The following is a 26777-nucleotide window of genomic DNA, read 5'->3' on the forward strand; positions in this document are numbered from 1 at the left end:
TTTTAAAGTTGTGTTTTTATTTTAATAAGTTTTGCTTTAATGCCTTCAAGCTTTGCTATAATTTCAAAGTTGCTTAAAGCCTCTTGTTTTTCTTCTTTAATGTGTGTTTTTGCGCCTTCTAATGTAAAACCACGTTCTTTTACCAAATGATAAATGAACTTAAGATTCTTAATATCTTCTGGTGTAAATTTCCGGTTACCTTTTGCGTTTTTCTTAGGTTTAATAACATCAAACTCTTTTTCCCAAAAACGTATAAGAGAGGTGTTGACATTAAAGGCTTTGGCGACTTCGCCAATACCATAATAACGCTTTTCTGGTAAATCTATATGCATGTATTAATCTAAAGATTGATTTTCTAGAGAGGCTTTCTCTAAAAGTTCATTAAACTCTTGAGCAGATAAGTTTCCGTAGTAGAAATTTATAGGATTTATCCGTTCACCATCTTTAAAAATTTCGTAATGCAAATGTGGCGCTTCAGAGCGTCCAGTACTACCAACAAAACCAATAAGGTCACCACGCTTTACACGTTGGTTAATACGAACATTATACTTGTATAAATGCGCATATAGCGAAACATAACCATAACCATGGTCTATACGTATATGCTTTCCGTAACCAGAAGAGCTGTTATCTGCACGTTTAACTATACCATCACCTGAGGCAAAAATAGGTGTGCCTCTTGGCGCTGTAAAATCCATGCCATAATGAAACTTGCGCACCTTGGTAAAAGGATCTGTTCTGTAGCCATAGCCAGAAGCCATACGTGTTAAATCTGCGTTCTTAACAGGTTGTATAGCGGGGATTGCTTCCAAAAATTTTTCCTTGTCCTTAGCTAAAATAGCAATCTCATCGAGCGATTTTGATTGAACGACCATTGCTTTTTCAAGTATATCAAGGCGCTTATTGCTTTCACTTATCAGGGCTGTATTATCAAAGCCCTCAAATTTTTTGTAACGATTAATACCACCAAAACCAGCACGACGCTGTTCTTCAGGAATTGGATTGGCTTCAAAATAAAGACGATAAATAGCATTATCGCGTTCTTCAATATTTTCAAGAACAGTAATCGCATCATCCATGCGTATGTTAAGCAATTGGTATTGTAATTGCATGTTTTCTAGCTCTCTTGCGAGTTCTCTCTCTTTTGGAGACTCAAAGAAATAACCACCAACTATAACTATAAAGAAAGCAAATAGGGCAGAGGCCAATAAAAACGCTAGAGCATACTTAACAGTAGTGCGCTTTTTACGTCTTATTTTACGATACGATAATGTTTCAGAATCGTAATAGTATTTTACTTTAGCCATATCTTAAAATGTTCTATTTTTGTGCCCAACTAGAACAATATACAAATATAAAAATACTTTCGTACTTAAGATATTTACAACACTGTTCATCTTAAAAGATAACGCTGGAAGTAAAATTAAATTTTAGACGATAAAATTAGATAAAAATGAAGTCTCAAGACATCCGAAATACATTCCTTGACTTTTTTAAAAATAAAGAGCATCTTATTGTGCCTTCTGCACCAATGGTTGTTAAGAACGATCCAACTTTGATGTTTGTTAATTCTGGAATGGCCCCTTTTAAAGAGTATTTTTTGGGAAATTCGGAACCTAAGAAAAATAGGATTGCTGACTCCCAAAAATGTTTGAGGGTTTCTGGTAAGCACAATGATTTGGAAGAGGTTGGCTATGATACCTATCATCACACTTTATTTGAGATGTTGGGCAATTGGAGCTTTGGAGATTATTTTAAAAAGGAAGCTATTGCTTGGGCTTGGGAATTATTGACTGATGTTTATGATATTAAAAAAGATATGCTTTACGTCACTGTTTTTGAAGGTAGTGATGATAAAGACAATCTTGAAATGGATACAGAAGCTTATGATATCTGGAAACAATATATTGCTGAAGACCGAATTTTAAAAGGCAATAAAGCCGATAATTTTTGGGAAATGGGTGACCAAGGTCCTTGCGGTCCTTGTAGTGAGATTCATGTAGATATTCGTTCTGATGAAGAAAAAGCAAAAGTCGATGGTAAGACTTTAGTTAATATGGATCATCCACAAGTTGTTGAAATATGGAACTTAGTTTTCATGCAATACAACCGAAAAGCTAGTGGAGATTTAGAAGTTTTACCTAATAAGCATATCGATACAGGTATGGGATTTGAACGCTTATGTACGGTTTTACAAGGCGTACAATCTAACTATGACACCGATGTGTTTACACCAATTATTAGGGAGATAGAAACCATTACAAATTCTACTTATGAAGACCCTGAAACTTCTGATGAAAAAATAGACATTGCAATTCGTGTGATTTCTGATCATGTGAGAGCAGTAGCATTTTCTATTGCAGATGGACAATTGCCAAGCAATACAGGTGCAGGTTATGTGATACGTAGAATCTTAAGACGCGCTATTCGCTATGGTTTTACGTTTTTAAATCAGAAGGAGCCTTTTATATATCGTTTAGTTGATATTTTAAGTAAAAAAATGGGTAAAGCTTTTCCGGAATTAAAAGCTCAAAAACAACTCATTGAAAATGTTATTAAAGAAGAAGAGACGTCTTTTTTAAGAACTTTAGAACAAGGTTTAATTTTGCTTGATGGTATTATAAAGCAAGCCAAAGATGATACCATTTCTGGAGAAAAAGCTTTTGAGTTATATGATACCTATGGTTTTCCTATTGATTTAACAGCGTTGATTCTTTCAGAAAAAGATTTAAAATTAGATTATAAAGGTTTTGAAGAGCATTTACAAATACAAAAAAATCGTTCACGAAAGGCAAGTGAAATGTCAACAGACGATTGGACAGTATTGGTTGATGATTCTGAGCAGGAGTTTGTGGGTTATGACACACTTGAGGTTAACGTAAAGATTACCAGATATAGAAAGGTCACTTCAAAAAAAGATGGTGAAATGTTTCAATTGGTTTTTAATCTTACCCCTTTTTATGCAGAAGGTGGTGGTCAAGTTGGCGATAAAGGGTATTTGCAGGACACTCATGGTGATGTCATCTATATAGTAGATACTAAGAAGGAGAATAATGTTATTATTCACTTTGCAAAGAACTTACCTAAACATTTAAATGAAACCTTTAAAGCCGTAGTTGATGAAAAACAACGTTACAGAACTGAGTGCAATCATACAGCTACACATTTGTTACACCAAGCACTTCGTGAAGTTTTAGGCGACCACGTAGAGCAAAAAGGGTCTGCTGTACACTCAAAATATTTACGTTTTGATTTCTCCCATTTCTCTAAGCTTACTCTAGAGGAGTTGAGGGATGTAGAGAATTTTGTGAATGCACGTATTGAAGGTAAACTACCGTTACAAGAAAATAGAAGCGTACCAATGGAGCAAGCTCTCCAAGAAGGCGCTATGGCTTTATTTGGCGAAAAATATGGTGATGCGGTAAGAACTATTAGATTTGGTCAATCTATTGAGCTGTGTGGCGGAACACATGTTAATAACACAAGTGATATCTGGCATTTTAAAATCCGTTCTGAAGGTGCAGTTGCTGCTGGTATTAGAAGAATAGAAGCGATTACTAATGATGCTGTTAAAGACTTTTATTTTGAAAATAATCGCGCATATTTTGAAATGAGAGATTTGCTTAACAATGCTCAGGAACCTGTAAAGGCATTGCAAAACTTACAAGCTGAAAATAGCGATTTAAAAAAGCAAATAGAGCAGTTATTAAAAGATAAAGCGAAAAACTTAAAAGGTGATTTAAAAAATGAAATTACTGAAATTAACGCCGTACAGTTTTTAGCTAAAAAAGTAGACTTAGATGCTGGCGGTATTAAAGATTTATGCTTTGAAATAGGTAGTCAATATGACAATTTGTTTTTGCTATTTGGTGCTGAGAATAATGGAAAAGCCATCTTGTCTTGTTATATCTCAAAAGAATTGGTAGCTGCTAAAGACTTAAATGCAGGGACCATTGTCAGAGAATTAGGTAAGCATATTCAAGGCGGCGGCGGTGGACAGCCTTTCTTTGCCACAGCAGGAGGAAAAAATCCAGCTGGAATTGCTATTGCGCTTGAAGCTGCAAAATCGTATATCGAATAGATTTATAATGAATCTTCAAACAAAAATTCTACTACAACCCGAGCGTTTTAATCAGATAGATTATAACTCAAAAGTACTGTTGCTAGGGTCTTGTTTTTCTGAAAACATTGGGGAGAAATTTAATTATTTTAAGTTTCAAAATTTGGTAAACCCTTTCGGAATATTATTTCATCCGTTAGCGATTGAAAAGCTAATCACTAATGCTATTAATCAAAAAGAATATACGGAAAAGGATATCTTTTCTCATAACGAGCAATGGTATTGCTATGATGCACATTCGCGATTAAGTGCTTCAAATAAAGAAGAGATATTAAGTCAATTAAATCAATCAATTCAGGAAACATATTCTTTTCTTCAAGAAGCAACTCATGTAGTTATTACTCTGGGCACATCATGGGTATATAGACATATTGAAACTGACCAATTTGTTGCTAATTGCCATAAAGTACCTCAAAAGAAATTCTTAAAAGAGCTACTTTCTGTAAATCAGATATCAGAATCGCTGGATGCCATTGTGAGTTTGGTGACATCTGTAAATCCTAATGCTCAATTTATCTTTACAGTTTCTCCAGTACGACATGTTAAAGATGGCTTTGTAGAAAACACCCAGAGTAAATCTCACTTAATTACGGCAATACACCAACTACTGTCATTTCGAGCACAGCCGAGAAATCTCACTTATTTTCCGTCTTACGAAATTGTAATGGACGAACTACGCGACTATAGATTCTACAAAGAAGACATGTTACATCCTAATCAATTGTCTATTGATTATATCTGGGAAAAATTTGTATCGGTATGGATATATCAGAATTCTGAAGCTATTATGGACGAAGTTGATACCATACAAAAAGGATTAGCACATAAACCTTTTAATCCAAATTCTGAAGAGCATCAAAAATTTTTACTTAGACTTCAAGAAAAACGGGAAGCCTTAGAGCACAAATTTGCTCATATTACATTTAAAAAAAGTCATCTTATTTAACCCGTACACTTTTTGGTACAAGTTTAGTATAATCGCCATTATTTCTAATCACATCTCTTACAATTGAAGACGAGATGTATGATGTACTAGCTGCAGTTAATAAAAAGACGGTTTCTATAGGTGCTAAATCTCTGTTGGTATGCGCAATAGCTTTTTCAAATTCAAAATCGGCAGGGTTTCTAAGACCTCGTAGTATAAACTCAACATTATTTTCTTTACAGAAATCAACCGTTAGGCCTTTGTAAGTTACAACTTTAACCTTGGGTTCTTCTTTAAAAGCATCTTCGATAAAAGCTTTACGTTCGTCTAAAGAAAACATATATTTCTTATCTGCATTGATGCCAATAGCCACAATAACTTCATCAAAAAGTGTGACACTTCGCTGAATAATATCGTAATGTCCTAAGGTAATGGGGTCAAAAGAACCAGGAAATATTGCTCGTTTCATTAATTCAAAGATAATTATTATTTCTTCATCACTTCTTCAATGGCATTGTTAAAGAGTTCATTGAGAGAAATTCCTGCTTTTGCAGCTTGTTGAGGTAATATGCTTTCTTTAGTCAGTCCTGGAACTGTATTTACTTCGAGTAAATAGGGTTCGTCATTTTTAAAGATAAATTCACTACGCGTAAAACCGCTCATTTTAAGGGTTTCGTATATCTTTTTGGCTTCTCTTCTAACTTTATTTTCGTACTCTTCAGAGATCCTTGCAGGTGTGATTTCTTGGGATTTGCCTTCATATTTGGCTTGGTAATCAAAGAAATCATTTTCTGAGACAATTTCAGTAATTGGTAATACTTTGGTTTTGCCTTTATATGAAATGACACCTACAGACACTTCAACGCCATCTAAAAATTCCTCAATAATAATCTCGTCATCTTCCTCAAAAGAGGTTTCGATAGCCGCTTTTAAATCTTCAGTTTTATATACTTTAGAAATGCCAAAACTACTTCCAGCTTTATTGGCTTTTACAAAACAAGGTAAGCCTACTTTTTCTATAATAGCATCTTCATTAATAGTGTCTCCAAGGTTTAGGTAATAGCTTTCAGCGGTTTTAATACCAAATGGCTTTAAGGTTGCTAATAAATCACGTTTATTAAAGGTTAATGCTGCTTGGTACATGCTACAGCTAGTCTGCGGAATGCCTAGCAATTCAAAATAGGCTTGCATAAAACCATCTTCACCAGGAGAACCATGAATAGCGTTAAAAACACAATCAAACGTAACTTTTTTACCTTTAATTAATATTGAAAAATCACCCTTATTAATAAGTGTTTCTTCACCGCTTTCTGCAACATAAACCCATTTATCTTTGAAAATATGTATGGCATAGGGTACATACTTGTTTCGGTCTAAGGTTTCGTAGACTACATGACCGCTTTTAAGCGAAATTCCATATTCGCTTGAGTAACCACCCATAATAATTGCAATGTTCTTCAAAATAATACGCTTGTAAAATAGTTGTTATGTAAAAGTATCATTTATTTTATTTCAACACCAAAAATCGATTTGTAAATTATACGCGTATATAAAAAAGTAAATCTCAATAATCTAGAAAACTAGAATTTCATTAGTTTTGTGAACAATATTTAACACATGAGCATCATTAAGTTTTTAACGAGTAAAGTATTTTTTAAGCAATTAGCTTTAGCTGTTGTTGCAGTTGTAATTTTTTGTTTTTTGTTATTAAAATGGCTAGACATTACAACAAATAACGGAGAGTTTGTAACGGTGCCAGATTTAAAAGGAAAATCTTTAGAGACTGTAGAGATAGAACTTGAAGATAATGATTTGGTGATGCAGATTCAAGATTCTGCCAATTTTAATCCTAATTATCCTAAGTTTTCTGTTATTGAGCAAGACCCAATTGCTGGCGCACAAGTAAAAGAGAACAGAAAAATATACTTAACGCTTAATCCATCAGGTTACAGAAAAGTAGCTATGCCAGAGATTATGAGGCGTACCTATAGACAAGCAAAACCAACGCTAGAAGCTTTAGGTTTTACCTTAGGTGAGAAAACCTATATCGATAATATCGGAAAAGATGTCGTTTTAGGCATAAAGCACAAAGGGAAAAATATTAAAGTTGGCGATAAACTACCATTAAGGTCTAAAATTGATTTGGTTTTGGGAAATGGTAAGCGTGCTTCTTCAAATTAGTATATGGACACAACTCCAGAACTTCCACGTAAGGATGACCTTTACGAGCATTATAAATTTGTTGTAGAAAAAGGGCAACAACCACTTCGTATAGATAAATATCTAATGAATTTTGTGGAGAATGCGACTCGAAATAAAATTCAAGCTGCAGCAAAAGACGGCAGCATTTTTGTTAATGACTCGCCAGTAAAATCTAATTATAAGGTCAAGCCAAACGATGTTATTCAAGTAAAATTTGAGCATCCACCGCACGAGAATTTATTGGTAGGAGAAGATATACCCATTGATGTTATTTATGAAGATGAAGATGTATTGGTGGTTAATAAGCCAGCAGGAATGGTAGTGCATCCGGGCCATGGAAACTATTCTGGGACTTTGATTAATGCCTTAATTTTTCATTTTGAAAACTTGCCAAAAAACTCAAGTGACAGACCAGGTTTAGTGCATCGTATAGATAAAGACACAAGTGGTTTATTAGTTGTAGCAAAGACTGAGCATGCTATGAATCATTTGTCCAATCAGTTTGCCGAAAAGACCTCAGAGCGCGAGTATGTAGCTATAGTATGGGGAAATGTCAAAGAAGATGAAGGTACTGTTGAAGGTAATATTGGTCGACATCCTAAAAACAGATTGCAAAACACCGTTTTTGAAGGTGATGATACCTACAAAGGAAAACCTGCTGTCACCCATTATAAAGTTATTGAACGTCTAGGTTATGTTACCTTATTAAGTTGTAAGCTCGAAACTGGTCGCACGCATCAAATCCGTGTGCATATGAAGCATATTGGGCATACGCTTTTTAATGACGAGCGTTATGGCGGACATTTGATACTCAAAGGCACAACATTTACCAAATACAAACAGTTTGTAGATAATTGTTTTAAAGTATTGCCAAGACAAGCCTTACATGCTAAAACTTTAGGATTTGAACATCCAACTTCTAGAAAGTTCATGAGTTTTAGTACTGATATTCCTGAGGATATGCAACAGTGTATTGAAAAGTGGAAGCATTATGCGAAGCATCTAGAAAACTAATAGCGATATAAGTATTTATTGTTAAACTCTATTTAAATTTTAAAAGCATAGTCGTAAATTTGGTTTTGAAAAATTGAGTACACTATGAAACTTGTATTATCTCCTGCTAAATCTCTAGATTTTGAAAGCAAATTGCCAACGCCAAAAACTACGGAGAGTTATTTTTTGACAGAAGCAGAACGGATTAACAAACTATTAAAAAAGAAATCAGCAAAAAGCTTGTCTAAGCTGATGCACATTTCTGATAATTTAGGACAATTAAATTACGAAAGAAACCAAGAATGGTCTTTGCCGTTTACTTCTGATAATGCACGTCCAGCCATGTATGCTTTTAATGGCGATGTGTATCGCGGATTAGACGCCTATTCAATTGATACTAAAAAACTCGATAAGGTTGAAGACACTGTGAGAATCATTTCGGGACTCTATGGTGTTTTAAAACCTTTGGATTTAATACAACCTTACCGATTAGAAATGGGAACTAAATTCCCAGTCGGTAAAAACAAAAACCTGTATGAGTTTTGGAGAAAGAAAGTGACTCAAGCTCTAAATGATGAGTTAGAGGATGATGAGTTGTTTTTAAACTTAGCGAGTAACGAGTATTTTAAAGCTATAGATATAAAGGCTTTAAAAGTGCCTGTGATTACTATTAATTTCAAAGAACTTAAAGGTGATACTTACAAGACCATTGCTATTTTTTCAAAATTAGCGCGCGGATTAATGACACGTTACATTATTGATACCAATGCTAAAACTTTAGAAGACGTTAAAGGATTTAATTATGAAAACTATGGTTTTAGTGAAGACTTGTCTTCAGAAAAAGAATTGGTTTTTGTAAGATAGTGTTTCTGCATAAGCATCCATACCCACCATTTATTCCAGAGGATGCGATAAAGCTCATTGTTGGTACTTTACCACCACCACGATTTTCTACAAGAGAATTGCACGAAAAAGATGTAGATTTCTGTTACGGAAGTTATTACAATTCACTTTGGAAAAAGATAGATGTGATTCATGATTTGGGCTTACGTTTCGATAATTCTCAAGACGCTATTGAAGAACGTAAAGCCTATTTGATAAAACATAAAATTGGCGTTTGTGATATTGTAGCTAGTGCAGAGCGCGAAAAAATTGATGCTTCTGATTTGGGCATGCAAAACATTAAGTTACGAGATGTCATAGGCTATCTCAAAAAACACCCGAAAATTAAGATGCTCTTATTCACTGGCGGGAATAGTAAAAACGGACCAGAATACTTTTTTAGAAAACACACAAAAGATTATAATATAAAACTAGAAATAGTCTCTAACCAAGTGCCAAGAATACATCAATTTCAATTAGAAAAGCGTACTATAAAAACCGTATCACTCACTTCTGGTTCTGGGGCAGCTAATATTTCTATTAGCCGTATCCCCTTATATAAACAGCTAAAAGCCAAAAACCCCAAATTCAATACATTTGATTTTAGAGTCATGCAGTATCGAGAGTTTTTTTAGATAGTTTAGTTTAACAGTCTAGTATATGATTTTGTTGCGAAGCAATTACTAATAGCCATAGTTGGCGGTAGTTTTATTCTATCCATAAGTTTCCAATTGAATACGTTTTTGCTTTTCCGCCTATAATTACTCTATCGTCCTTATTCTCACATTTTAAAAGTCCAACTCTATCAGATATTTGTATTGCATCTAGTTCTTTTTTTCCAAGCCTTCGTGACCAGAATGGAATTAACGAGCAATGAGCAGAACCAGTTACTGGGTCTTCTAAAATTGATGCTTGTGGAGTAAAGAATCTTGAAACAAAATCGCTATTGTCACCCCTTGCTGTAACAATTACTCCTCCTGGGTCAAGATTTATTTGGTCAAATATTTGTCTTTTGATTTTGATGTTCTTTATGTCTTGTTCAGTATCGTATACCAATAGATAATCTCTAGATTTATAGACTTCTTTGGGCTGTATATTTAAAGATTCTTTTATTATTTCTGGTAGTTCTTTAATTTTTGGTATGCGCGAAGGAAAATCTAAAAAGTAAGAATCATTTTTTAAAAAAACAGTCAAATTTCCGCTTATTGTTTCAAATACAATTTCTTCTTTAGGATAATTTAGAATTGATTTTAGGCAATGCGCTGTTGCAAGTGTTGCATGTCCGCATAAATCCATTTCTATTTCAGGTGTAAACCAGCGTAAGTGTATTTTGTCGCCTTTGTCAACAAAAAAAGCGGTTTCAGCAACGGCATTTTCCTTTGTGATATTAAAAAGTATATCATTAGGTAACCAATCGTTTAGTGGGACCACACAGGCTGGGTTTCCACCAAAAGTTTTGTCAGTAAATGCATCTATTTGATATAGATCTAGCTTCATTTTTATCGGGCTGTTTAAATTACCTCCAATTATTTAGATGAATTAAGTTTAATTGATTTTATCGGTTTATAAACGAAGTTAGGATTTAAAATATATAAAGTCAAACAAATACAAGTTAAAGCAAAAATTAGAAGTATTTTCGCTAAAATTAAAAGAGGTGAGATTTAATTGATAGATATTCATCTAAAATGCCAATTATTGGCCTTCATAAATTGTATATATGTCATTTAAATCTTTAGGATTATCTGAGCCTTTACTCAAAGCTATTGCCAAAAAAGGTTACGAAACACCATCACCTATTCAAGCCAAAGCCATTCCGCCAGTTTTAGAAGGTAAAGATGTTTTAGCATCTGCACAAACTGGTACAGGAAAAACGGCAGGTTTTACGTTACCCCTTTTACATTTTTTATCAGAAAACCCAAAGCAAAAATATAGACCAATACGTGCATTAATACTCACGCCAACTCGTGAGCTAGCGGCACAAATTTTTGCCAATGTTAGAGAATATTCTGAATTTTTAAATATTAAAAGTGCTGTGATTTTTGGAGGCGTTAATCAAAAACCACAAGTTGCAGCTATTCGTCAAGGTATTGATGTTTTGGTAGCAACTCCTGGTCGATTAATAGATTTAGAGAGCCAAGGTTTGCTATCTATAAAACGCGTTGAGGTTTTTGTATTAGATGAAGCTGATCGCATGTTGGATATGGGCTTTTTACGAGATATCGAACGTGTTATGAAATTAATGCCAGCAAAACGTCAAAATTTGATGTTTTCGGCTACCTTTTCTAAGGCTATTAAAAAGTTAGCCTATTCTATTTTAAACAATCCCGTACAGATAGAAGCTACACCAGAAAATACTACAGTAGAAGTCATTGAACAAAAAGCGTACAGAGTTGCTAAGGCCAAAAAAACAGGATTAATTATTAAATTGATTTCTGATGGTAATTGGCAACAGGTTTTAGTATTTACAAGAACTAAGCATGGAGCTAATAGATTAACAAAAAAGATGGTTAGCGCTGGTATATCTACGGCGGCCATTCATGGTAATAAGAGTCAAGGTGCACGAACAAAAGCTTTAGCAGGTTTTAAAAGTGGAAAAGTTAGAGTCTTAGTCGCTACGGATATCGCAGCTCGTGGATTGGATATTCCATTATTGCCGCATGTTGTTAATTTTGAATTACCTAATATTTCTGAAGATTATGTGCATAGAATTGGTCGTACCGGTAGAGCAGGAGCTAGTGGTGAAGCACTATCGCTAGTTAGCGCAGACGAAACATTATATTTGAAAAATATTGAAAAGCTAATTGCTCAAAAAATACCTGTTGATATTATTGAAGGTTTTGAGCCAGACCCAAATGCTTCAACCGAGCCTATAAAATCTGGTCAGAATAGACAACGTAGTCAAGGCAGAAGAAAGAACAAACCTAAAAGAGAAGGAGGAGATTCTAACACAAAAAACTCTAAGCGCAATAGGAATCGTAATCGAAATAGAAGACGTAATAACAACAATAGAGATTAATTATGACGCCAATTTTAAAAGCAAAAATTATAGAGGTTTGCGATAAGAAAATTGCAGTTAAAGGTATTAATGTCGGTATTTCTTTTTATGCGTTTTTCAAAAACAAAAATGACAACCCAAAGCTATTAATGGAAGCTGCAACATGGTGGATCCAAACACATCAATTAGATCATTTTGAAAAGGCTGTGAAAATTAAACAAATGGTTTTAGATTTATAATATGAATTCCCAACCCAACAACCCTCTTCACGGCATAAAACTGCAACAAATCGTTGAAGATTTAGTAGCGCATTATGGTTGGGAATATATGGGGCATCAAATTAATATTCGTTGTTTTATGCACGAGCCGTCAGTAAAAAGTAGTCTAAAGTTTTTGCGACGTACACCTTGGGCAAGAACTAAGGTGGAAAAGATGTATTTAAATATGCTAGAGAAGCGCCGTTAGACTTTAGGTAATAATTTGTTCTTCTTTTTGTCAAGATAATGTCTTAAGACACCACCTTTCACATTATTTACATCAAACTCGATAATGAAGGCGTTTTTATCTATCCTATTAATAATGCGGTGCATTTTTTTAATATCTATACGGTTTATAACGGTATGTATAATGTCAAAGCCTTCTTGTTCACCTTGATTTCCAAAACCCTTAGCGCCTTTATATGTTGTGAGTCCGCTACCTAATTCTTTTATTATTGCCACTTTAATTTTTAGATACTCTTTTGAAACTATAGTGACCCCAATAAAGTCCTCAAAGCCTTCAATGATAAGGTCTGTAACTTTAGCAGTAACGATATAAGTTAATATAGAGTAAAGCGCAACTTCAACCGAAATTACATATGCCGTAATACTAAACAAGATAATGTTAAACAGCAGAATAACTTGACCGATACTAAAGCCAAATTTGTCATTAAGGTAAATGCCTAAGATTTCAGAACCATCTAAAACGGAGCCATTTCTAATGGCAATACCAATACCAGCGCCCAAAAATAAACCTCCAAAAATTGAGATGAGTAGTTTGTCTTCAGTTATTGTGTCGAAATTTTCAAAATGAATAAAGAGTGCTAAGCTAATAATACTAATAATCGATTTTATGACTATACGTTTTGAAACGGTGTAGTATCCTAAAATTAAAAACGGAATACTAAACACAATCAGTAAAACAGATATGTTGATATTTAATTGAGAGCTTACTAAGAGTGCAATACCAGTAACACCTCCATCTAAAAAACCATTTGGTAACAAAAAAGCTTTTAAGCCTATACTAGCGAGAACAATGCCTAGGGCTATTTGTCCGTATTCTGAAATGAGTTTTGATATTTTAGAAGTATTCAATATTTGATAATTTAAAGGTGCATTTGTCGCAAGCCTTCGTAAGTTACAATACTTACTGCATTTGCTAAGTTAAGACTTCTAATACTTTCACTATACATTGGTATTTTAAAAAGTTGTTGAGAATACTTTTCTGTAACGTTTTTTGATAGCCCAACAGACTCTTTTCCGAAGACTAAAAATAGTTCATTTTCAAAATCAATATCCCAATGATGTTTGGTACCATGACTACTCAGAAAAACCATTTTTTGAGTTTCATTCATTTTGAAGAACTCATCAACACTGTCATAATAGATAACATCAAGATGTTGCCAATAGTCAAGTCCAGCACGTTTTAATCGCTTATCGTCTATGTCAAAACCAAAGGGTTTTACTAAATGTAAACGTGAGCCAGTTGCTAGTGCTAAACGACCTATATTTCCAGTGTTGTTTGGAATCTCAGGTTCTATGAGTACAATATTTAGAGGCATAAGAGCTTATTTAATTAACATACGCATCTCTACCATATGCTTTTTAAAGTTTGATTTTTCATAAGCTCTAATCGCAGCATCATTATCGTCATAAACTTCTAATCGAATTTCTTTTAAACCTTTAGTTAGAGCCCATTCTTTTAATTTATCGACTATGCTTTGTATAATACCTTTTCCTCTATATTCTGATTCAACAAACATAAACCCTAAGTAGGCATATTCATCATGTTTATGATACGGTTTTCCATTTAATATTTTGGCATAACCAGATGCAATGATTTTATCATCTATATGTGCTACAACGACTTCTGCTTTATCCGAGAGAATAAGTTCTTTGAGGTCATAATAATTTATAGGGTCGGGTTTAAGCGTAGAATCAAAAGGACGTTCTGCAGTTATAATGCCTTGCTCAAACTGATATAAGATTGGTAAATCTTCTAAAATTGCTGTTCTAAATTGAATGACCTTCATTATAAACTAAGGTTTTATGTTGTCTACAAATGTATCAATAGTATCAACACCATTTGCAGTAACATGTTTTATAAAAGCACTTCCTATAATAGCACCCTTAGCTTGTTTTGTGGCTTGCATAAATGTCTCGTTGTTTGAAATGCCAAAGCCAACAATCTGTGGATTGCTAAGTTTCATATTAGCTATGCGATTAAAATAATCTTCTTGAGCATTTCCAAATCCTGATTTAGCACCAGTTGTACTAGCGGAACTTACCATGTAAATAAATCCATCAGAAACTGAATCTATATATCTAATGCGCTCATCTGATGTTTGAGGCGTTATTAAAAATACACTAATAAGTCCATATTTTTCAAAGGTGTCTTTATACTGTTCTGCATATACATCTACAGGTAAATCAGGAAGAATGAGTCCATCAATACCTATCTCTTGGCATTTTTTACAGAAGGCTTCTACACCATATTGCATCACAGGGTTAAAATACCCCATAATGATTAAGGGAATAGAAACCGTTTTACGAATATCTTTCAATTGTTGAAACAATAATTCACTTGTCATGCCATTTTGAAGTGCTTTTGTTGAGCTATCTTGAATGGTTGGTCCATCGGCTAGTGGGTCACTAAATGGCAAGCCAATTTCAATCATGTCAACACCACTTTTTTCCAAATTTTGAATGATTGTTATAGTGTCATTAATATTTGGATAACCTGCTGTAAAATATATAGAAAGTAATTTTTTGCCTTCTTTTAATTTTTGATTTATTCTGTTCATCTTATAATTTAAAATAATCAATATAATTCTGTAAATCTTTATCTCCTCGACCAGACAAACTAATAACTACGATATCATTGGGCTCAAAGGTTTTGTGACTAAAAATGGCCAAAGCATGACTTGTTTCTATAGCAGGAATGATGCCTTCTAATTGCGCTAATTCTAATCCAGCAGTCATGGCCTCGTCATCCGTAGCTGAATAGAATTCACCACGACCAGATTTATACAAATGCGAATGCATTGGTCCAACGCCAGGATAATCCAATCCAGCAGAAATAGAATAAGGCTCGGTAATTTGTCCATCATTGGTTTGCATTAATAATGTTTTGCAACCGTGAATGATGCCTTCTTTTCCTAATGCCGAAGTGGCTGCACTCTCTCCAGAATGAATGCCTTTTCCCGCTGCTTCTACAGCTATAATGCCAACATCCTCATTGTCTAAAAAATGATAATAAGTGCCTGCAGCATTGCTGCCGCCACCGATACATGCAACGACATAATCAGGGTTTTCTTTACCCTCATGTTCTTTGAGTTGCCATTTTATTTCTTCTGAAATAATAGACTGAAAGCGCGTCACCATATCTGGATAGGGATGAGGTCCTATAGCTGAACCGATGATGTAGTGCGTATCTACAGGATTATTTATCCAATCGCGAATAGCCTCGTTAGTAGCGTCTTTTAATGTGCGACTGCCTGATAAGGCTGGACGTACTTCAGCGCCAAGCATTTTCATACGTGCAACATTTGGTGCCTGACGTGCAATATCAATTTCGCCCATGTAAACTATACATTCCATACCCATTAAAGCGCAAACTGTTGCAGTGGCCACACCGTGTTGTCCAGCACCTGTTTCGGCAATAATTCTTGTTTTACCCAAACGTTTTGCCATTAAAATCTGTCCAATGGTATTATTAACTTTGTGTGCGCCAGTATGGTTAAGGTCCTCACGTTTAAGATAGACTTTGGTGTTGTACTTTTCGGAAAGGCGTTTTGCAAAGTAGAGTGGAGAAGGGCGACCAACATAGTCTTTTAAAAGTTGATTAAACTCTTCTTGAAACAAAGGTTCAGCCATAACTTTTAGATAGTTTTGACGTAATTCTTCTACGTTTGGATACAGCATTTCGGGTATGAAAGCGCCTCCAAACTCACCGTAGTAGCCTTTTTCGTTGATGTTATAGCTCATGTTTAAATTTTTCTAATTCTTCAATATGTTTTAATCCAGGCTCAATTTCAAATTTACTGTTTACGTCAATAGCGTAGCAGTATTTTGAAGCTGGACTCTTTTTGAATGTTTTTATATTTTCAATTTCATTTAATCCAATACCACCACTTAAAAAGTATGGTGTTGTAGAAGGATAATCTTTTAATACATCCCAGTTGAAGGTATAACCGTTTCCACCAGGTAGTTTTCCTTTGGTATCAAACAAGAAATAGTTGACAATGCCTTCGTAAGGTTTTAATACACTAAAATCAAAACTGTCATTAATACTAAAAACCTTTATGATTTCTACATCAGAATATTTTAAAGTTTTGCAATATTCTGGAGATTCATTTCCGTGTAATTGAACAGCTTGTAGGTTGTGTATTTTAATTATTTGAAGAACACTATCTAAATTGGCATTTACAAAAACACCAGTCTTTTTAACAGTCTTAGGGAGTTCAGGGATTTTACTATCAAAAAATCTTGAAGACTTGTCGTAAAATATAAAGCCTAAATAATCTGGTTGCAATGTTGCAACTGCTTCTATGTTTTCTTGATATTTCATGCCGCAGACTTTCAGTTTCATGACTCTAATTTTTGAATAAATTCTGTGGCACTTGCTCCAGGATTATCTGTTTTCATAAAGTTTTCACCAATTAAAAAGCCTTTGTATCCATATGGTTGTAATTCTTTTATAGCATCAACAGAACTAATACCACTTTCAGATACCTTTATAAAATCATCTGGGATTTGCTGACTTAATTGTTTTGAAGTTTCTAAGCTGACCTCAAAAGTTTTTAGATTTCTATTATTTACACCCAACATATCTAATGAGGGCATTATAGATTTATGCAATTCTGCTTCGTTGTGAACTTCCAATAAAACATCTAGGCCTATAGTCTTTGCTAATTCGGAAAATTGCTTTATTTCATCTTTAGTTAGTATAGCAGCGATGAGAAGAATGACATCTGCGCCGTATGATTTTGCTTCTATAATTTGATACTCATCAATGATAAACTCCTTCCTTAAAAGCGGTAAATTACAGCTTGCTCTAGCAATTTGTAAATCGTCTAAACTACCGCCAAAATATTTTCCGTCAGTTAAAACAGACATACCACAAACACCTGCGTTTTCATATCCAGAAGCGACATCTTGTACATTTAGATTATGATTAATTACAGATTTAGATGGTGAGCGTCTTTTGTGTTCTGCAATGATGCCACTATTACTATTCTTTAATTTTTTTGATAAGGAAATAGTTTCCCTTTCAAAAAGAACAGATTGTTCTAACTGGTTTTTAGGAATTAAAGATTTACGTAAGTCAACTTCTATACGTTTGTCTTTTACTATTTTATCTAAAATGTTCATTTACTTAATTCTATAAGTTTATCTAAGCTTTGCTTTGCTTTTCCGCTTAATAAAGATTCTTTTGCAAGTTCAAACCCTTCTTTGTGAGTTATTTGTTCTCGTGTTGCGATAGCTAAGCCAGCATTGGTACAAACAACATTGTTTTGTGCCTCAGTGCCTTTTCCATCAATAATGTTAACAAATAGATTTGCAGCATCTTTTATAGTGTCTCCTCCAAAAATTTCTGATTGTTTGACGGTTTTTAAATCTAAATCACTCGGAGAAAACAAGGTTTCAGAATGATTTGAAATTATTTTTGCTTTTCCTGTTAAGGAGATTTCGTCGTAACCATCTAGGGCAAAAACAATGTTGTAATTCTTATCTGTTTTTTGGTATAGGAAACTGTATAACCGTAGTATTTCTAAATTATAAACACCCAATAATTGATGTTTAGGAAAAGATGGATTTACCATTGGTCCTAGCATGTTAAAAAATGTTTTAACACCTAATTCTTTTCGGATTGGAGCTACATTTTTCATGGCGGGATGAAACAAAGGCGCATGTAAAATGCATATGCCAGCATGGTCCAAACAGCGCTTCAAAAAATCTTCATTATTAGAAAATTTCACACCTAAATGTTCCATTACATTAGACGAGCCTGAAGTAGAAGACACACCGTAATTACCATGTTTAGAAACATGAACACCCGCACCAGCTGTAATAAATGACGATAATGTTGAGATATTAAAGGTGTTTTTACCATCACCACCTGTACCAACAATATCTATAGCATTATAAGCACTTAAGTCTATTGGAATACAAAGTTCTAAAAGTGCATCTCTAAACCCTTGAAGTTCTTCGATAGTAATACTGCGCATCATGTATACTGATAAAAAACAAGCAATCTGACTTGGATTGTACATGTCGTTAGATATGTTAACAATAATTTGCTTGGCTTCTTCAGTAGAAATTGTTTCGTGAGCTATAAGTCTGTTTAAAACGTCTTTCATATTCTTTTAACTATTCACCCAATTCTTTAAAATTTGTTTTCCATTTGGTGTTAAAACCGATTCTGGATGGTATTGTACACCTTTTACATCATATACTTTGTGCCTAAGAGACATCACTTGTCCGTTCTCATCGAATGATGTCGCTTCTAAACTATCTGGTAAGTTGGCATTGACAACCCAAGAATGGTAACGCCCTACTTCAAAAGTTTGGTCTAACTCATCAAATAAGTTTTCGTCATCAACGGATTGTGTAACCTTAGTGGCCACACCATGAAAAACAGTATCTAAATTTTCTAGTGTGCCACCAAAAACTTCGCCAATAGCTTGTTGTCCTAAGCAAACACCAAGGATGCTTTTTGTAGGCGCATATTTTTGAATAATCGCTTTTAATAGTCCAGCTTCATCTGGAATTCCCGGACCTGGAGAAAGTAGAATCTTATTAAAATTGTCAACTTCATCCAAGGTTAATTTATCGTTTCGTTTTACGGTAACCTCACAGTTTAAATCTTCTAAATAATGAACAAGATTATAAGTGAAACTATCATAACTGTCTATGACTAAAACTTTCTTCATACTAAATGTCTTTTGCAAGTTCGATGGCTTTGTTTAAAGCGCCCAATTTGTTGTATACTTCTTGTTTTTCGCTTTCAGGATTTGACCGAGATACCAATCCTGCGCCTGCTTGCCAGTTAAGTTTGTAATCTTTACTTAAGAATGTCCTAATCATAATTGCATGATTAAAATTGCCTTCAAAATCCATAAAGCCAATCGCGCCACCATAATAACCACGGCTAGTTTTCTCATATTTTTCTATAAGCTGCATAGCTTTATGTTTTGGAGCGCCGCTTAACGTTCCAGCAGGGAATGTATCAGCTACAACCTGCATAGTTGAGGTTTTGTCGTGTTTTTGTCCAGTAACTTTACTAACTAGATGAATGACGTGAGAGAAGAATTGAACTTCTCTGTAAGTCTCTACTTTTACATTATTTCCGTTTCTGCTTAAGTCGTTTCTGGCTAAATCGACAAGCATGACGTGTTCGGCATTTTCCTTTTCATCATTTATTAATTCTTCTGCAAGAACGGCATCTTTGTCATCATCTCCAGTTCTTTTAAAAGTTCCAGCAATTGGATGTATTTCTGCCAAACCATCAGTAACAATTAATTGCGCTTCTGGAGAACTTCCAAAAATTTTGAAACTACCATAATCGAAATAGAACAAATATGGTGAAGGATTGATACTTCTTAAAGCACGATACACATTAAAATCGTCTCCAGAAAATTCTTGAGTAAAACGTCGTGATAGTACTAACTGAAAAACATCACCTCTAGCACAATGCTTTTTGGCTAAATCTACATGCTCTAAAAATTCATCATCAGTAAGATTTGATGTAATATTGCTTTTTGTATTAAAATTAAAAGATGCAAAATTTTGAACATTAATAAGTTTGTCAATGTCTTCGATATTACTATCTACACCTTCGGGACAATGCGCAAATATGTACGCTTCGTTTTTAAAATGGTTTATTGCTATAATATTCTGATAAACGGCATAATATAGGTCTGGTATTTCGACAGAATCGTGTTTTTTAGAAATAGTAACATCTTCAAAATACTTGACTGCATCATAAGCAGTATAACCAAAAACCCCATTATTTATAAACTTGAAATTTTCTTCAGAGTTAGAGTTGAAGCGTTTTGTGAAACTTTGAATTTCCTCTACAACATTTACAGAATCAGTTATAGGAATATCATTAGAACTTCCGTCAGGGAAATTTTGAAATATAACGTCGTTTTCAACTTTTATAGAGGCTATAGGATTAAAACAGATGTATGAGAAATTTTTATGGTTTCTATGATAATCCCCACTTTCAAGTAGAATGCTATTAGGAAATTTATCCCTTACCTTATAATATACAGATACAGGTGTGATTGTATCTGTTAGAATCTTTTTGTAATGGGTGTGTAGATTAAATGTTTTCATTTAGGCTGAATATATTTCAGTATTAAAATTAAAAAAGGCTTGTCGTGAATGACAAGCCTTTAAGTATTTTAGTAAACACAATGGACTACTTCACGAACGTTTCGTTAGTAAAGCTCCACCACCATGTTTTGTTTGTTTGCATTTGTTTATTTAAAGTTCAAATATAGAAATGAAATTTTTTATTTCAAACTAATTTGAAAGTTTTCTATTTAACTAGAATGATAATTTTACATCAAGCTCAAAATCATCAGAAATAGCTTTATCTTTTAAGTTATCAATAAAAGAAGCAGAGCCATATTTGATATCAAATTTTGTGCGATCTATCGTTAATTTTGCTTTAGCAGAATTGCTTTCTAAAAACATTGTGAAACTTGTTGTTTTTGTAATGCCTTTAATAGTTAAATCTCCATTAATTTCATAAGTTTTGTCATTTAATTTTCCAGCGTTAGTAATTTCAAATGTCGCTTTTTTATGTTTTTCTACACCAAAGAAATCATCCGATTTTAAATGCCCTTCTAAATTTGCTTTGCCTTTTCCTGATAGGTCAGTGACGTTGATAGTAGTCATGTCTATAACAAAATTTCCACCGACTAATTTATTACCGTCAAATTTAAGTACACCACTTTCAAGATTGATTGTGCCTTCATGACTTCCAGTTACTTTTTTGCCAATCCATGAGATTTTGCTTGCCTCTACATCAACTTGTTTTTCTTTTAGTATAGTGAAAGAAAAAAATGATATAGCTAAGACTAATACTGCTGCTATTTTTATATTTTTCATTGTATTTTTTTCAAGATTTTTATTTGTCTCGATTATCAGCACAAACTTACTATTGGTCAATAAATTTAAATTTAATTTTTTGTTAAAAGTTCTCATCTCCATAAATGCATCATTAATTTTATAAGATGAAACGATTCTTAATCATAGTATTGCTTTTAAACTTCTCTTGTAAAGAGGCATCAAAAGAAGTTGTTGCTCAAGTAAAAAATTCTGAAGCAGAAGTTAAGTCTGATATAGATTTAAAAATCTATGACTACGATGGTCTGGAACCTTTAATTAATAAAACGGATGGTAAGGTGCATGTTGTCAATTTTTGGGCAACATGGTGTGCGCCATGTGTTAAAGAATTGCCATATTTTGAAAAAGTAAACGCTGAATACCAAGACAAAAATGTTGAGGTGTTGTTGGTAAGTTTAGACTTCCCAAGACAGTATGAGACTAAGCTAAAACCTTTTATCAAAGCGAAAAAATTACAATCCGAAGTCGTTTGTTTTGATGACGTGGATCAAAATAGATGGATACCAGCAATAGATAGCTCTTGGTCAGGAGCTTTGCCTGCTACCATAATATATAAAGACGATAAACGACAGTTTTACGAAAAGTCGTTTACTTATGAAGAGTTAAAAACAGAAGTACAACAATTTTTAAAATAGATTTATCATGAATTTTTCAAATCACAAACGTCAAAATACCAATACGTATGGCGTGAGTAAAACACTAGGATTATTGGCAGCTATAGTCTGCTTTGTAAGTTTAACAGCATTTACTATTACAACTGATGGCGGTTATGATATTGGTGATGTAGCTACAGATTTCTCTTTAGAGAATATAGATGGAAAAAAAGTATCACTTGCAGATTATAAAACAGCAAAAGGTTTTATTGTCATATTTACATGTAACACGTGTCCTTATGCAGTGGCTTATGAAGATAGAATTGTAGAGTTAGATAAAAAATACGCATCAAAAGGATATCCAGTTATTGCAATTATGCCAAATGACACCGATGTTAAACCTGGAGATAATATGCAAGCGATGAAAGCTAGAGCAAAAGCCAAAGGCTTTACTTTTCCTTATTTAATGGACGATGGTCAAAAAATATATCCGCAATATGGCGCAACTAAGACACCTCACGTTTATATCTTAGAAAAATCTACGAAAGGTAATATTGTAAAGTATATTGGTGCGATTGATGATAATTATAAAGATGCGAGTGCCGTAAAAACTAAGTATGCGGAAAATGCTGTTGATGCACTTCTTGCAGGGAAAGAAATAGAACAGAAAAAAACAAGAGCAATTGGTTGTTCTATTAAAACAAAATAATAGGTTTTAACTTAGCGTGAATAAATGTTAAAATTAAATCTGGAGTGTAACACTTCAGATTTTTTTACGTCTATATCATAAAGAAATGTTAATTTTGTTTAAGAAATTTAAAGTAAATGGCTGATTTACAACAAGAAGATTGGACAAAAATGCTATCTGAAGACAATAATTCAGTAGTTTTAGATGTTAGAACACAAGAAGAGGTTGAAGAATTAGGTGTTATTCCTAATGCGATACATATAGATATTTTCAAGGGGCAAGGCTTTATTGATGAGATTCAGCAATTAGATAACTCCAAAAATTATTTTGTGTATTGTAAAGCTGGAGGAAGGAGTGCCCAAGCATGTGCTATTATGAATCAGCTAGGTTTTGAGAATACATATAATCTTCTTGGTGGTTTTACAGAATGGAAAGGAGAGGTCAATCAAATATCATAATCAATCATGAAAAGACTATTATCAATCACATTGTTGAGTTTCATTTTATTATTAAGTACGAGCTGCGTTGATAAAAAAGCAGATTCTACTGATGTAAAGTTGGTTACAGCTGAAGAAATGAAAAAAATTATAGAACTAGAAGATGTACAACTTGTTGATGTACGTACACCGTCTGAGTTTGATGAAATTCATATAGAATCTGCTCAAAATATAGATTTTAGATCTCCGACTTTTGAAGAGGATATTACTAAATTAGATAAGTCAAAGCCTGTATTATTGTATTGTAAGTCTGGAAAACGAAGTGCTAAATGTGCTCGAAAACTTAAAGAGGCTGGCTTTGAAAAAATTTATGAACTCGAAGGCGGTATATCTAAATGGCAATATTCCGAGGTACTTGCCATAGAGAAAAAATCATAAAACGAATAGCCGAACACAAAACGTTCGGTTTTTTTATGCCTTGAATTCTTAAGGTTTTTATAAATTAGACGACTTTTTAATAGTAAAATCTGCACAACATATACATTTGTGCTTTAACTTTTATCTATGGCAATATCGAAGCGTTTTCTTTTCGCAATACTAAGTCTAGTTTTTACATCCTCTGTTTTTTCGCAAATTTTAGAACCAGCAAAATGGGAGCATTCTGTTGAGAAAATATCTGATACGGATTATAATCTGACATTTAAAGTAGACTTAGATCAAGGTTGGGCAATTTATTCTCAATTTAAAATAGATGAAGAAGGTTTTGCGCCTCAAACTCTTTTTGAGTTCAGAGAATCTGAGGGTAATTATAAATTAATTGGAAAAACATCTGAGCCTAATGTAGCTTCTAAATACGATCCAGTATTTGATGAAGATGTCGTTAAGTTTTATGACCAAGCTATTTTTGAACAACAGATTTCTTTGATTAATCCAGATTTAAATACGATTGACGTTTATGTTGAATACCAAACCTGTGACCATGAGAAGTGTATTCCTGGAGATCATATATTTACTATTAATTTAGATGGAAGCAAAACTGAAGCTAAAGTTGTAAATATTGATGAGCGTAGTCAGAAACTCTCAGAAGAATTAAAACTAAATATTACAGGTTGGGACAAATATGAAAAGCAAGATATAGAAGAGAAAAGTAATTTTTCAATCTTTATTTTAGGTTTTCTGGGTGGTTTAATAGCATTGTTAACGCCTTGTGTCTTTCCAATGATACCTCTAACAGTTTCATTTTTCACTAAAAATTCAGGAGACTCTAAGAAAGGATTATTCAATTCTATTCTTTACGGATTTTTTATCTTTTTAATTTATGTGTTATTAAGCATTCCGTTTCACTTATTAGATTCTTTGGATCCGGGAATTCTCAACAGCATCTCTACAAATGTGACTTTAAATATTATTTTCTTTATCATTTTTATAGCTTTTGCATTTTCATTCTTTGGCTATTTTGAATTGACTTTACCGCAATCGTGGAGTGCAGCTATGGACAGTAGAGCCAACAAAATAGGTGGATTTATCGGCGTGTTTTTTATGGCCTTGACTTTAGCAATAGTGTCTTTCTCATGTACAGGACCAATTTTAGGAACCCTATTAGGAAGTTCTCTTACTGCAGATGGTGGTGCGATGCAATTAACTATGGGAATGAGTGGTTTTGGTCTTGCTTTGGCTTTACCATTTACGTTATTTGCGATGTTCCCAAAATGGTTAAACTCGTTGCCAAAATCTGGTGGGTGGTTAAATACTGTAAAAGTAGTCTTAGGATTTATAGAATTGGCCCTAGCACTAAAATTCTTGTCTAATGCAGATTTGGTAGAACATTGGGGATTACTAAAACGTGAGGTCTTTATTGGACTTTGGATTATAATAGGTATTGGTTTAATCTTATACTTATTCGGAAAAATTAAATTCCCGCATGATGGGCCACTTCAGAAATTAGGAAAGGGGCGTATCACCACAGGAATTTTGGTTATAGCTTTCGTCATCTATTTAATACCAGGGTTAACCAACACTAAGTCTGCTAATTTGAAACTACTAAGTGGTTTTCCGCCACCTATGTTTTACAGTTTGTATGATAAGGCATCTAATTGCCCATTAGATTTAAATTGTGATAAAGACTGGCAACAAGGTTTGGCAAAAGCGAAAGCAGAAAACAAACCAATTTTATTAGATTTTACAGGTTGGGCTTGTGTTAACTGTCGTAAAATGGAAGAGCAGGTTTGGAGCACCACTGAAGTTTATGATATTTTAAGCGAACAATATGTTATTATCTCTTTATACGTCGATGATAAAAAAGAATTGCCTGAAGCAGAACAGTTTGATTACTTAAGGGCAAATGGAACTGTGAAAACTATTGAAACAATAGGCGATAAATGGGCAACCTTTCAAACTATAAACTTTCAGAATAATTCACAACCGTATTATGTGTTATTAAATCACGATTTAGAATTGCTAAATACAACAAATGCTTATGAGCCAAATGCAGAGGCTTACTTTGAATGGCTGAAAACAGGTTTAGATAATTTTAAAAAGTCTGAATCGATTTCTAGCTTTAAGTTTAATAACTAAACTTCAAAATAAACGTCCTCAAAAGGAATTCTAAACCGAGGCCCATAAATGCCTTTATCATCTCTAATGCCGCAACCAATTACCATATTAATTTCGGCACCTCGAGGTAAGTCTAAAATTCTTTTTACTCTTAGCGTATCACTGCCTTCCATTGGGCAAGTATCATAACCAATCGCAGCCATACTATTCATGAAATTTTGAGCTGCCAAACCTGCACTTTTATGAGCTACAATACGCATGTCACTTAATCGTGCTTGGCGATAGATAGGTTTAAATAACCCGATGATATTGAATGTTATATATTTAAAAAAGCCAAATATCCCCAAAAAATCAGAATATATAGTTGGGATTAGTTTCTTGTAATAGTTAGTTGCCATTTTTTTGCGTTTCAAATCACGTTCACTCAAATCTTCTTTGTCATAAACTTTATTTAAGAAATCAATATTGGCCTTTGCACGTTTACGCCACAAATCTTTTCGGGTCACAACAACTACCAATTGTTTTGCAGTTTTTGCCGCACTTTGGTTAAAACAAGCTTCAGCTAACGCCTTAAGCTTTTCCTCATCAGTTACATGATAGAATTCCCATAATTGTAAGTTGCTACTAGTAGGTGCTAAAGACGCATTAACTAGGCATTGTTTTACTTTTTCGGTAGCAATGGGTGTGTCTTTATAAACTCGTGTAGAACGTCTATAGGCGATAGCTTCAGAAACTGTTTTTTCCATTTAATTGAATATTAGTTTGTAGATATAATCACCTATCCTATAACCAAAACCAAGAGTTAGCGGATAGACTAAAAATAACCATATGTAATCGATAAATTTTACTGTGATATCGGATGTATTGGTCTTGGTTAAAAAAGACATATAATCATACCAAGTAAGTATGTTTAATTTCATTGCAATGACATTAGCTAAAATAGCTACTATTAAGATTAAAAGTCCTATGGTATAAAATCTAAGCATAGATT

The 26777-nt window shown here is 33.7% G+C and carries 32 protein-coding genes; 14 read left to right on the plus strand and 18 right to left on the minus strand.

Annotated features, from left to right (window positions below; all coding sequences use genetic code 11):
- Nucleotides 1-2: 2 nt before the first annotated feature.
- Together IEV10_RS06175 and IEV10_RS06180 are read right to left on the minus strand one after the other, a co-directional pair.
- Nucleotides 3-332, minus strand: coding sequence for a MerR family transcriptional regulator (locus tag IEV10_RS06175; protein ID WP_188373809.1), 330 nt, complete (start codon nucleotides 330-332; stop codon nucleotides 3-5).
- Between the two features lie 3 nt (nucleotides 333-335).
- On the minus strand, nucleotides 336-1307 hold the full coding sequence (locus IEV10_RS06180; protein WP_188373810.1) for a M23 family metallopeptidase: 972 nt from the start codon (nucleotides 1305-1307) through the stop codon (nucleotides 336-338).
- A 146-nt stretch (nucleotides 1308-1453) separates the two neighbouring features.
- On the opposite strand from IEV10_RS06180, the gene alaS reads away from it, so the two are divergent.
- Both alaS and IEV10_RS06190 read left to right on the plus strand, forming a co-directional pair.
- The gene (gene alaS, locus IEV10_RS06185) at nucleotides 1454-4081 is read left to right on the plus strand and encodes an alanine--tRNA ligase (RefSeq protein ID WP_188373811.1); all 2628 of its coding nucleotides are present in this window, start codon (nucleotides 1454-1456) and stop codon (nucleotides 4079-4081) included.
- Between the two features lie 7 nt (nucleotides 4082-4088).
- Nucleotides 4089-5066 (plus strand): GSCFA domain-containing protein, encoded by a 978-nt coding sequence (locus tag IEV10_RS06190; RefSeq protein ID WP_188373812.1) that lies wholly within the window; start codon nucleotides 4089-4091, stop codon nucleotides 5064-5066.
- Here IEV10_RS06190 and coaD read toward each other — a convergent pair.
- Together coaD and IEV10_RS06200 are read right to left on the minus strand one after the other, a co-directional pair.
- The gene (gene coaD, locus IEV10_RS06195) at nucleotides 5059-5514 is read right to left on the minus strand and encodes a pantetheine-phosphate adenylyltransferase (RefSeq protein WP_188373813.1); all 456 of its coding nucleotides are present in this window, start codon (nucleotides 5512-5514) and stop codon (nucleotides 5059-5061) included. The genes IEV10_RS06190 and coaD overlap by 8 nt on opposite strands.
- Nucleotides 5515-5531: 17 nt before the next feature.
- Nucleotides 5532-6509: a D-alanine--D-alanine ligase gene (locus IEV10_RS06200; protein ID WP_188374200.1), complete on the minus strand. Its 978-nt coding sequence runs from the start codon at nucleotides 6507-6509 to the stop codon at nucleotides 5532-5534.
- Between the two features lie 153 nt (nucleotides 6510-6662).
- Between IEV10_RS06200 and IEV10_RS06205 the strand changes: the two genes are divergently transcribed.
- The 4 genes from IEV10_RS06205 to IEV10_RS06220 all read left to right on the plus strand — a co-directional run bounded on the left by IEV10_RS06205 (nucleotide 6663) and on the right by IEV10_RS06220 (nucleotide 9757).
- Nucleotides 6663-7226: a PASTA domain-containing protein gene (locus IEV10_RS06205; RefSeq protein WP_188373814.1), complete on the plus strand. Its 564-nt coding sequence runs from the start codon at nucleotides 6663-6665 to the stop codon at nucleotides 7224-7226.
- Between the two features lie 3 nt (nucleotides 7227-7229).
- Nucleotides 7230-8261 (plus strand): RluA family pseudouridine synthase, encoded by a 1032-nt coding sequence (locus IEV10_RS06210; protein WP_188373815.1) that lies wholly within the window; start codon nucleotides 7230-7232, stop codon nucleotides 8259-8261.
- A gap of 84 nt (nucleotides 8262-8345) precedes the next feature.
- Nucleotides 8346-9104 carry a peroxide stress protein YaaA gene (yaaA, locus tag IEV10_RS06215; protein WP_188373816.1) on the plus strand — a complete coding sequence of 253 codons (759 nt, stop codon included), beginning with the start codon at nucleotides 8346-8348 and terminating at the stop codon, nucleotides 9102-9104.
- Entirely contained in the window at nucleotides 9104-9757 is a 654-nt protein-coding gene (locus tag IEV10_RS06220; RefSeq protein ID WP_188373817.1) for a uracil-DNA glycosylase family protein, read from the plus strand. Before yaaA ends, IEV10_RS06220 begins: the two co-directional genes overlap by 1 nt.
- A gap of 73 nt (nucleotides 9758-9830) precedes the next feature.
- Here the strand turns inward: IEV10_RS06220 and IEV10_RS06225 are convergent, their stop codons facing one another.
- Nucleotides 9831-10619: a PhzF family phenazine biosynthesis protein gene (locus tag IEV10_RS06225; protein WP_188373818.1), complete on the minus strand. Its 789-nt coding sequence runs from the start codon at nucleotides 10617-10619 to the stop codon at nucleotides 9831-9833.
- A gap of 220 nt (nucleotides 10620-10839) precedes the next feature.
- Between IEV10_RS06225 and IEV10_RS06230 the strand changes: the two genes are divergently transcribed.
- The 3 genes from IEV10_RS06230 to IEV10_RS06240 are packed head-to-tail and all read left to right on the plus strand — an operon-like array spanning nucleotide 10840 to nucleotide 12582.
- Nucleotides 10840-12138: a DEAD/DEAH box helicase gene (locus IEV10_RS06230; protein WP_188373819.1), complete on the plus strand. Its 1299-nt coding sequence runs from the start codon at nucleotides 10840-10842 to the stop codon at nucleotides 12136-12138.
- A 2-nt stretch (nucleotides 12139-12140) separates the two neighbouring features.
- The gene (locus IEV10_RS06235) at nucleotides 12141-12356 is read left to right on the plus strand and encodes a DUF6500 family protein (protein WP_188373820.1); all 216 of its coding nucleotides are present in this window, start codon (nucleotides 12141-12143) and stop codon (nucleotides 12354-12356) included.
- A gap of 1 nt (nucleotide 12357) precedes the next feature.
- On the plus strand, nucleotides 12358-12582 hold the full coding sequence (locus IEV10_RS06240; protein ID WP_188373821.1) for a VF530 family protein: 225 nt from the start codon (nucleotides 12358-12360) through the stop codon (nucleotides 12580-12582).
- Here the strand turns inward: IEV10_RS06240 and IEV10_RS06245 are convergent.
- The 11 genes from IEV10_RS06245 to IEV10_RS06295 all read right to left on the minus strand — a co-directional run bounded on the left by IEV10_RS06245 (nucleotide 12579) and on the right by IEV10_RS06295 (nucleotide 21497).
- Nucleotides 12579-13469, minus strand: a complete 891-nt coding sequence (locus IEV10_RS06245; RefSeq protein ID WP_229719613.1) for a YitT family protein — start codon at nucleotides 13467-13469, stop codon at nucleotides 12579-12581. The genes IEV10_RS06240 and IEV10_RS06245 overlap by 4 nt on opposite strands.
- Before the next feature lie 11 nt (nucleotides 13470-13480).
- Nucleotides 13481-13936 carry a tRNA (cytidine(34)-2'-O)-methyltransferase gene (locus tag IEV10_RS06250; RefSeq protein WP_188373822.1) on the minus strand — a complete coding sequence of 152 codons (456 nt, stop codon included), beginning with the start codon at nucleotides 13934-13936 and terminating at the stop codon, nucleotides 13481-13483.
- Between the two features lie 6 nt (nucleotides 13937-13942).
- Nucleotides 13943-14407, minus strand: a complete 465-nt coding sequence (locus IEV10_RS06255) for a GNAT family N-acetyltransferase (protein ID WP_188373823.1) — start codon at nucleotides 14405-14407, stop codon at nucleotides 13943-13945.
- A 6-nt stretch (nucleotides 14408-14413) separates the two neighbouring features.
- On the minus strand, nucleotides 14414-15178 hold the full coding sequence (trpA, locus tag IEV10_RS06260; RefSeq protein ID WP_188373824.1) for a tryptophan synthase subunit alpha: 765 nt from the start codon (nucleotides 15176-15178) through the stop codon (nucleotides 14414-14416).
- Between the two features lies 1 nt (nucleotide 15179).
- Nucleotides 15180-16361: a tryptophan synthase subunit beta gene (trpB, locus tag IEV10_RS06265; RefSeq protein WP_188373825.1), complete on the minus strand. Its 1182-nt coding sequence runs from the start codon at nucleotides 16359-16361 to the stop codon at nucleotides 15180-15182.
- Nucleotides 16351-16965: a phosphoribosylanthranilate isomerase gene (locus tag IEV10_RS06270; protein ID WP_188373826.1), complete on the minus strand. Its 615-nt coding sequence runs from the start codon at nucleotides 16963-16965 to the stop codon at nucleotides 16351-16353. Before IEV10_RS06270 ends, trpB begins: the two co-directional genes overlap by 11 nt.
- On the minus strand, nucleotides 16962-17747 hold the full coding sequence (gene trpC / locus IEV10_RS06275; RefSeq protein ID WP_188373827.1) for an indole-3-glycerol phosphate synthase TrpC: 786 nt from the start codon (nucleotides 17745-17747) through the stop codon (nucleotides 16962-16964). The genes IEV10_RS06270 and trpC overlap by 4 nt, the downstream gene beginning before the upstream one ends.
- Complete coding sequence (trpD, locus tag IEV10_RS06280) at nucleotides 17744-18736, minus strand: anthranilate phosphoribosyltransferase (protein WP_188373828.1); 993 nt, start codon at nucleotides 18734-18736, stop codon at nucleotides 17744-17746. Before trpD ends, trpC begins: the two co-directional genes overlap by 4 nt.
- Nucleotides 18737-18742: 6 nt before the next feature.
- Complete coding sequence (locus IEV10_RS06285) at nucleotides 18743-19309, minus strand: anthranilate synthase component II (RefSeq protein WP_188373829.1); 567 nt, start codon at nucleotides 19307-19309, stop codon at nucleotides 18743-18745.
- A gap of 1 nt (nucleotide 19310) precedes the next feature.
- Nucleotides 19311-20717: an anthranilate synthase component I family protein gene (locus IEV10_RS06290; protein ID WP_188373830.1), complete on the minus strand. Its 1407-nt coding sequence runs from the start codon at nucleotides 20715-20717 to the stop codon at nucleotides 19311-19313.
- Between the two features lie 213 nt (nucleotides 20718-20930).
- On the minus strand, nucleotides 20931-21497 hold the full coding sequence (locus tag IEV10_RS06295; protein WP_188373831.1) for a YceI family protein: 567 nt from the start codon (nucleotides 21495-21497) through the stop codon (nucleotides 20931-20933).
- A gap of 125 nt (nucleotides 21498-21622) precedes the next feature.
- Here IEV10_RS06295 and IEV10_RS06300 point away from each other — a divergent pair, with 125 nt between their 5' ends.
- The 5 genes from IEV10_RS06300 (at nucleotide 21623) to IEV10_RS06320 (ending at nucleotide 25807) form a co-directional block, all read left to right on the plus strand.
- On the plus strand, nucleotides 21623-22150 hold the full coding sequence (locus tag IEV10_RS06300; RefSeq protein WP_188373832.1) for a TlpA family protein disulfide reductase: 528 nt from the start codon (nucleotides 21623-21625) through the stop codon (nucleotides 22148-22150).
- Between the two features lie 7 nt (nucleotides 22151-22157).
- Nucleotides 22158-22817, plus strand: a complete 660-nt coding sequence (locus IEV10_RS06305; RefSeq protein WP_188373833.1) for a thioredoxin family protein — start codon at nucleotides 22158-22160, stop codon at nucleotides 22815-22817.
- Nucleotides 22818-22933: 116 nt separating this feature from the next.
- Nucleotides 22934-23254, plus strand: a complete 321-nt coding sequence (locus IEV10_RS06310; protein WP_188373834.1) for a rhodanese-like domain-containing protein — start codon at nucleotides 22934-22936, stop codon at nucleotides 23252-23254.
- Between the two features lie 6 nt (nucleotides 23255-23260).
- Nucleotides 23261-23671 carry a rhodanese-like domain-containing protein gene (locus IEV10_RS06315; RefSeq protein WP_188373835.1) on the plus strand — a complete coding sequence of 137 codons (411 nt, stop codon included), beginning with the start codon at nucleotides 23261-23263 and terminating at the stop codon, nucleotides 23669-23671.
- Between the two features lie 126 nt (nucleotides 23672-23797).
- Complete coding sequence (locus IEV10_RS06320) at nucleotides 23798-25807, plus strand: protein-disulfide reductase DsbD family protein (protein WP_188373836.1); 2010 nt, start codon at nucleotides 23798-23800, stop codon at nucleotides 25805-25807.
- Here the strand turns inward: IEV10_RS06320 and IEV10_RS06325 are convergent.
- Nucleotides 25804-26532 (minus strand): nitroreductase family protein, encoded by a 729-nt coding sequence (locus tag IEV10_RS06325; protein ID WP_188373837.1) that lies wholly within the window; start codon nucleotides 26530-26532, stop codon nucleotides 25804-25806. The two genes, IEV10_RS06320 and IEV10_RS06325, sit on opposite strands and share 4 nt — an antisense overlap.
- A complete protein-coding gene (locus tag IEV10_RS06330) occupies nucleotides 26533-26772 on the minus strand; it encodes a DUF7672 family protein (RefSeq protein ID WP_188373838.1) in 240 nt (79 codons plus the stop codon).
- Between the last annotated feature and the right edge of the window lie 5 nt (nucleotides 26773-26777).

It is taken from the genome of Winogradskyella haliclonae (assembly GCF_014635865.1).
GTDB classification, from domain to species: domain Bacteria; phylum Bacteroidota; class Bacteroidia; order Flavobacteriales; family Flavobacteriaceae; genus Winogradskyella; species Winogradskyella haliclonae.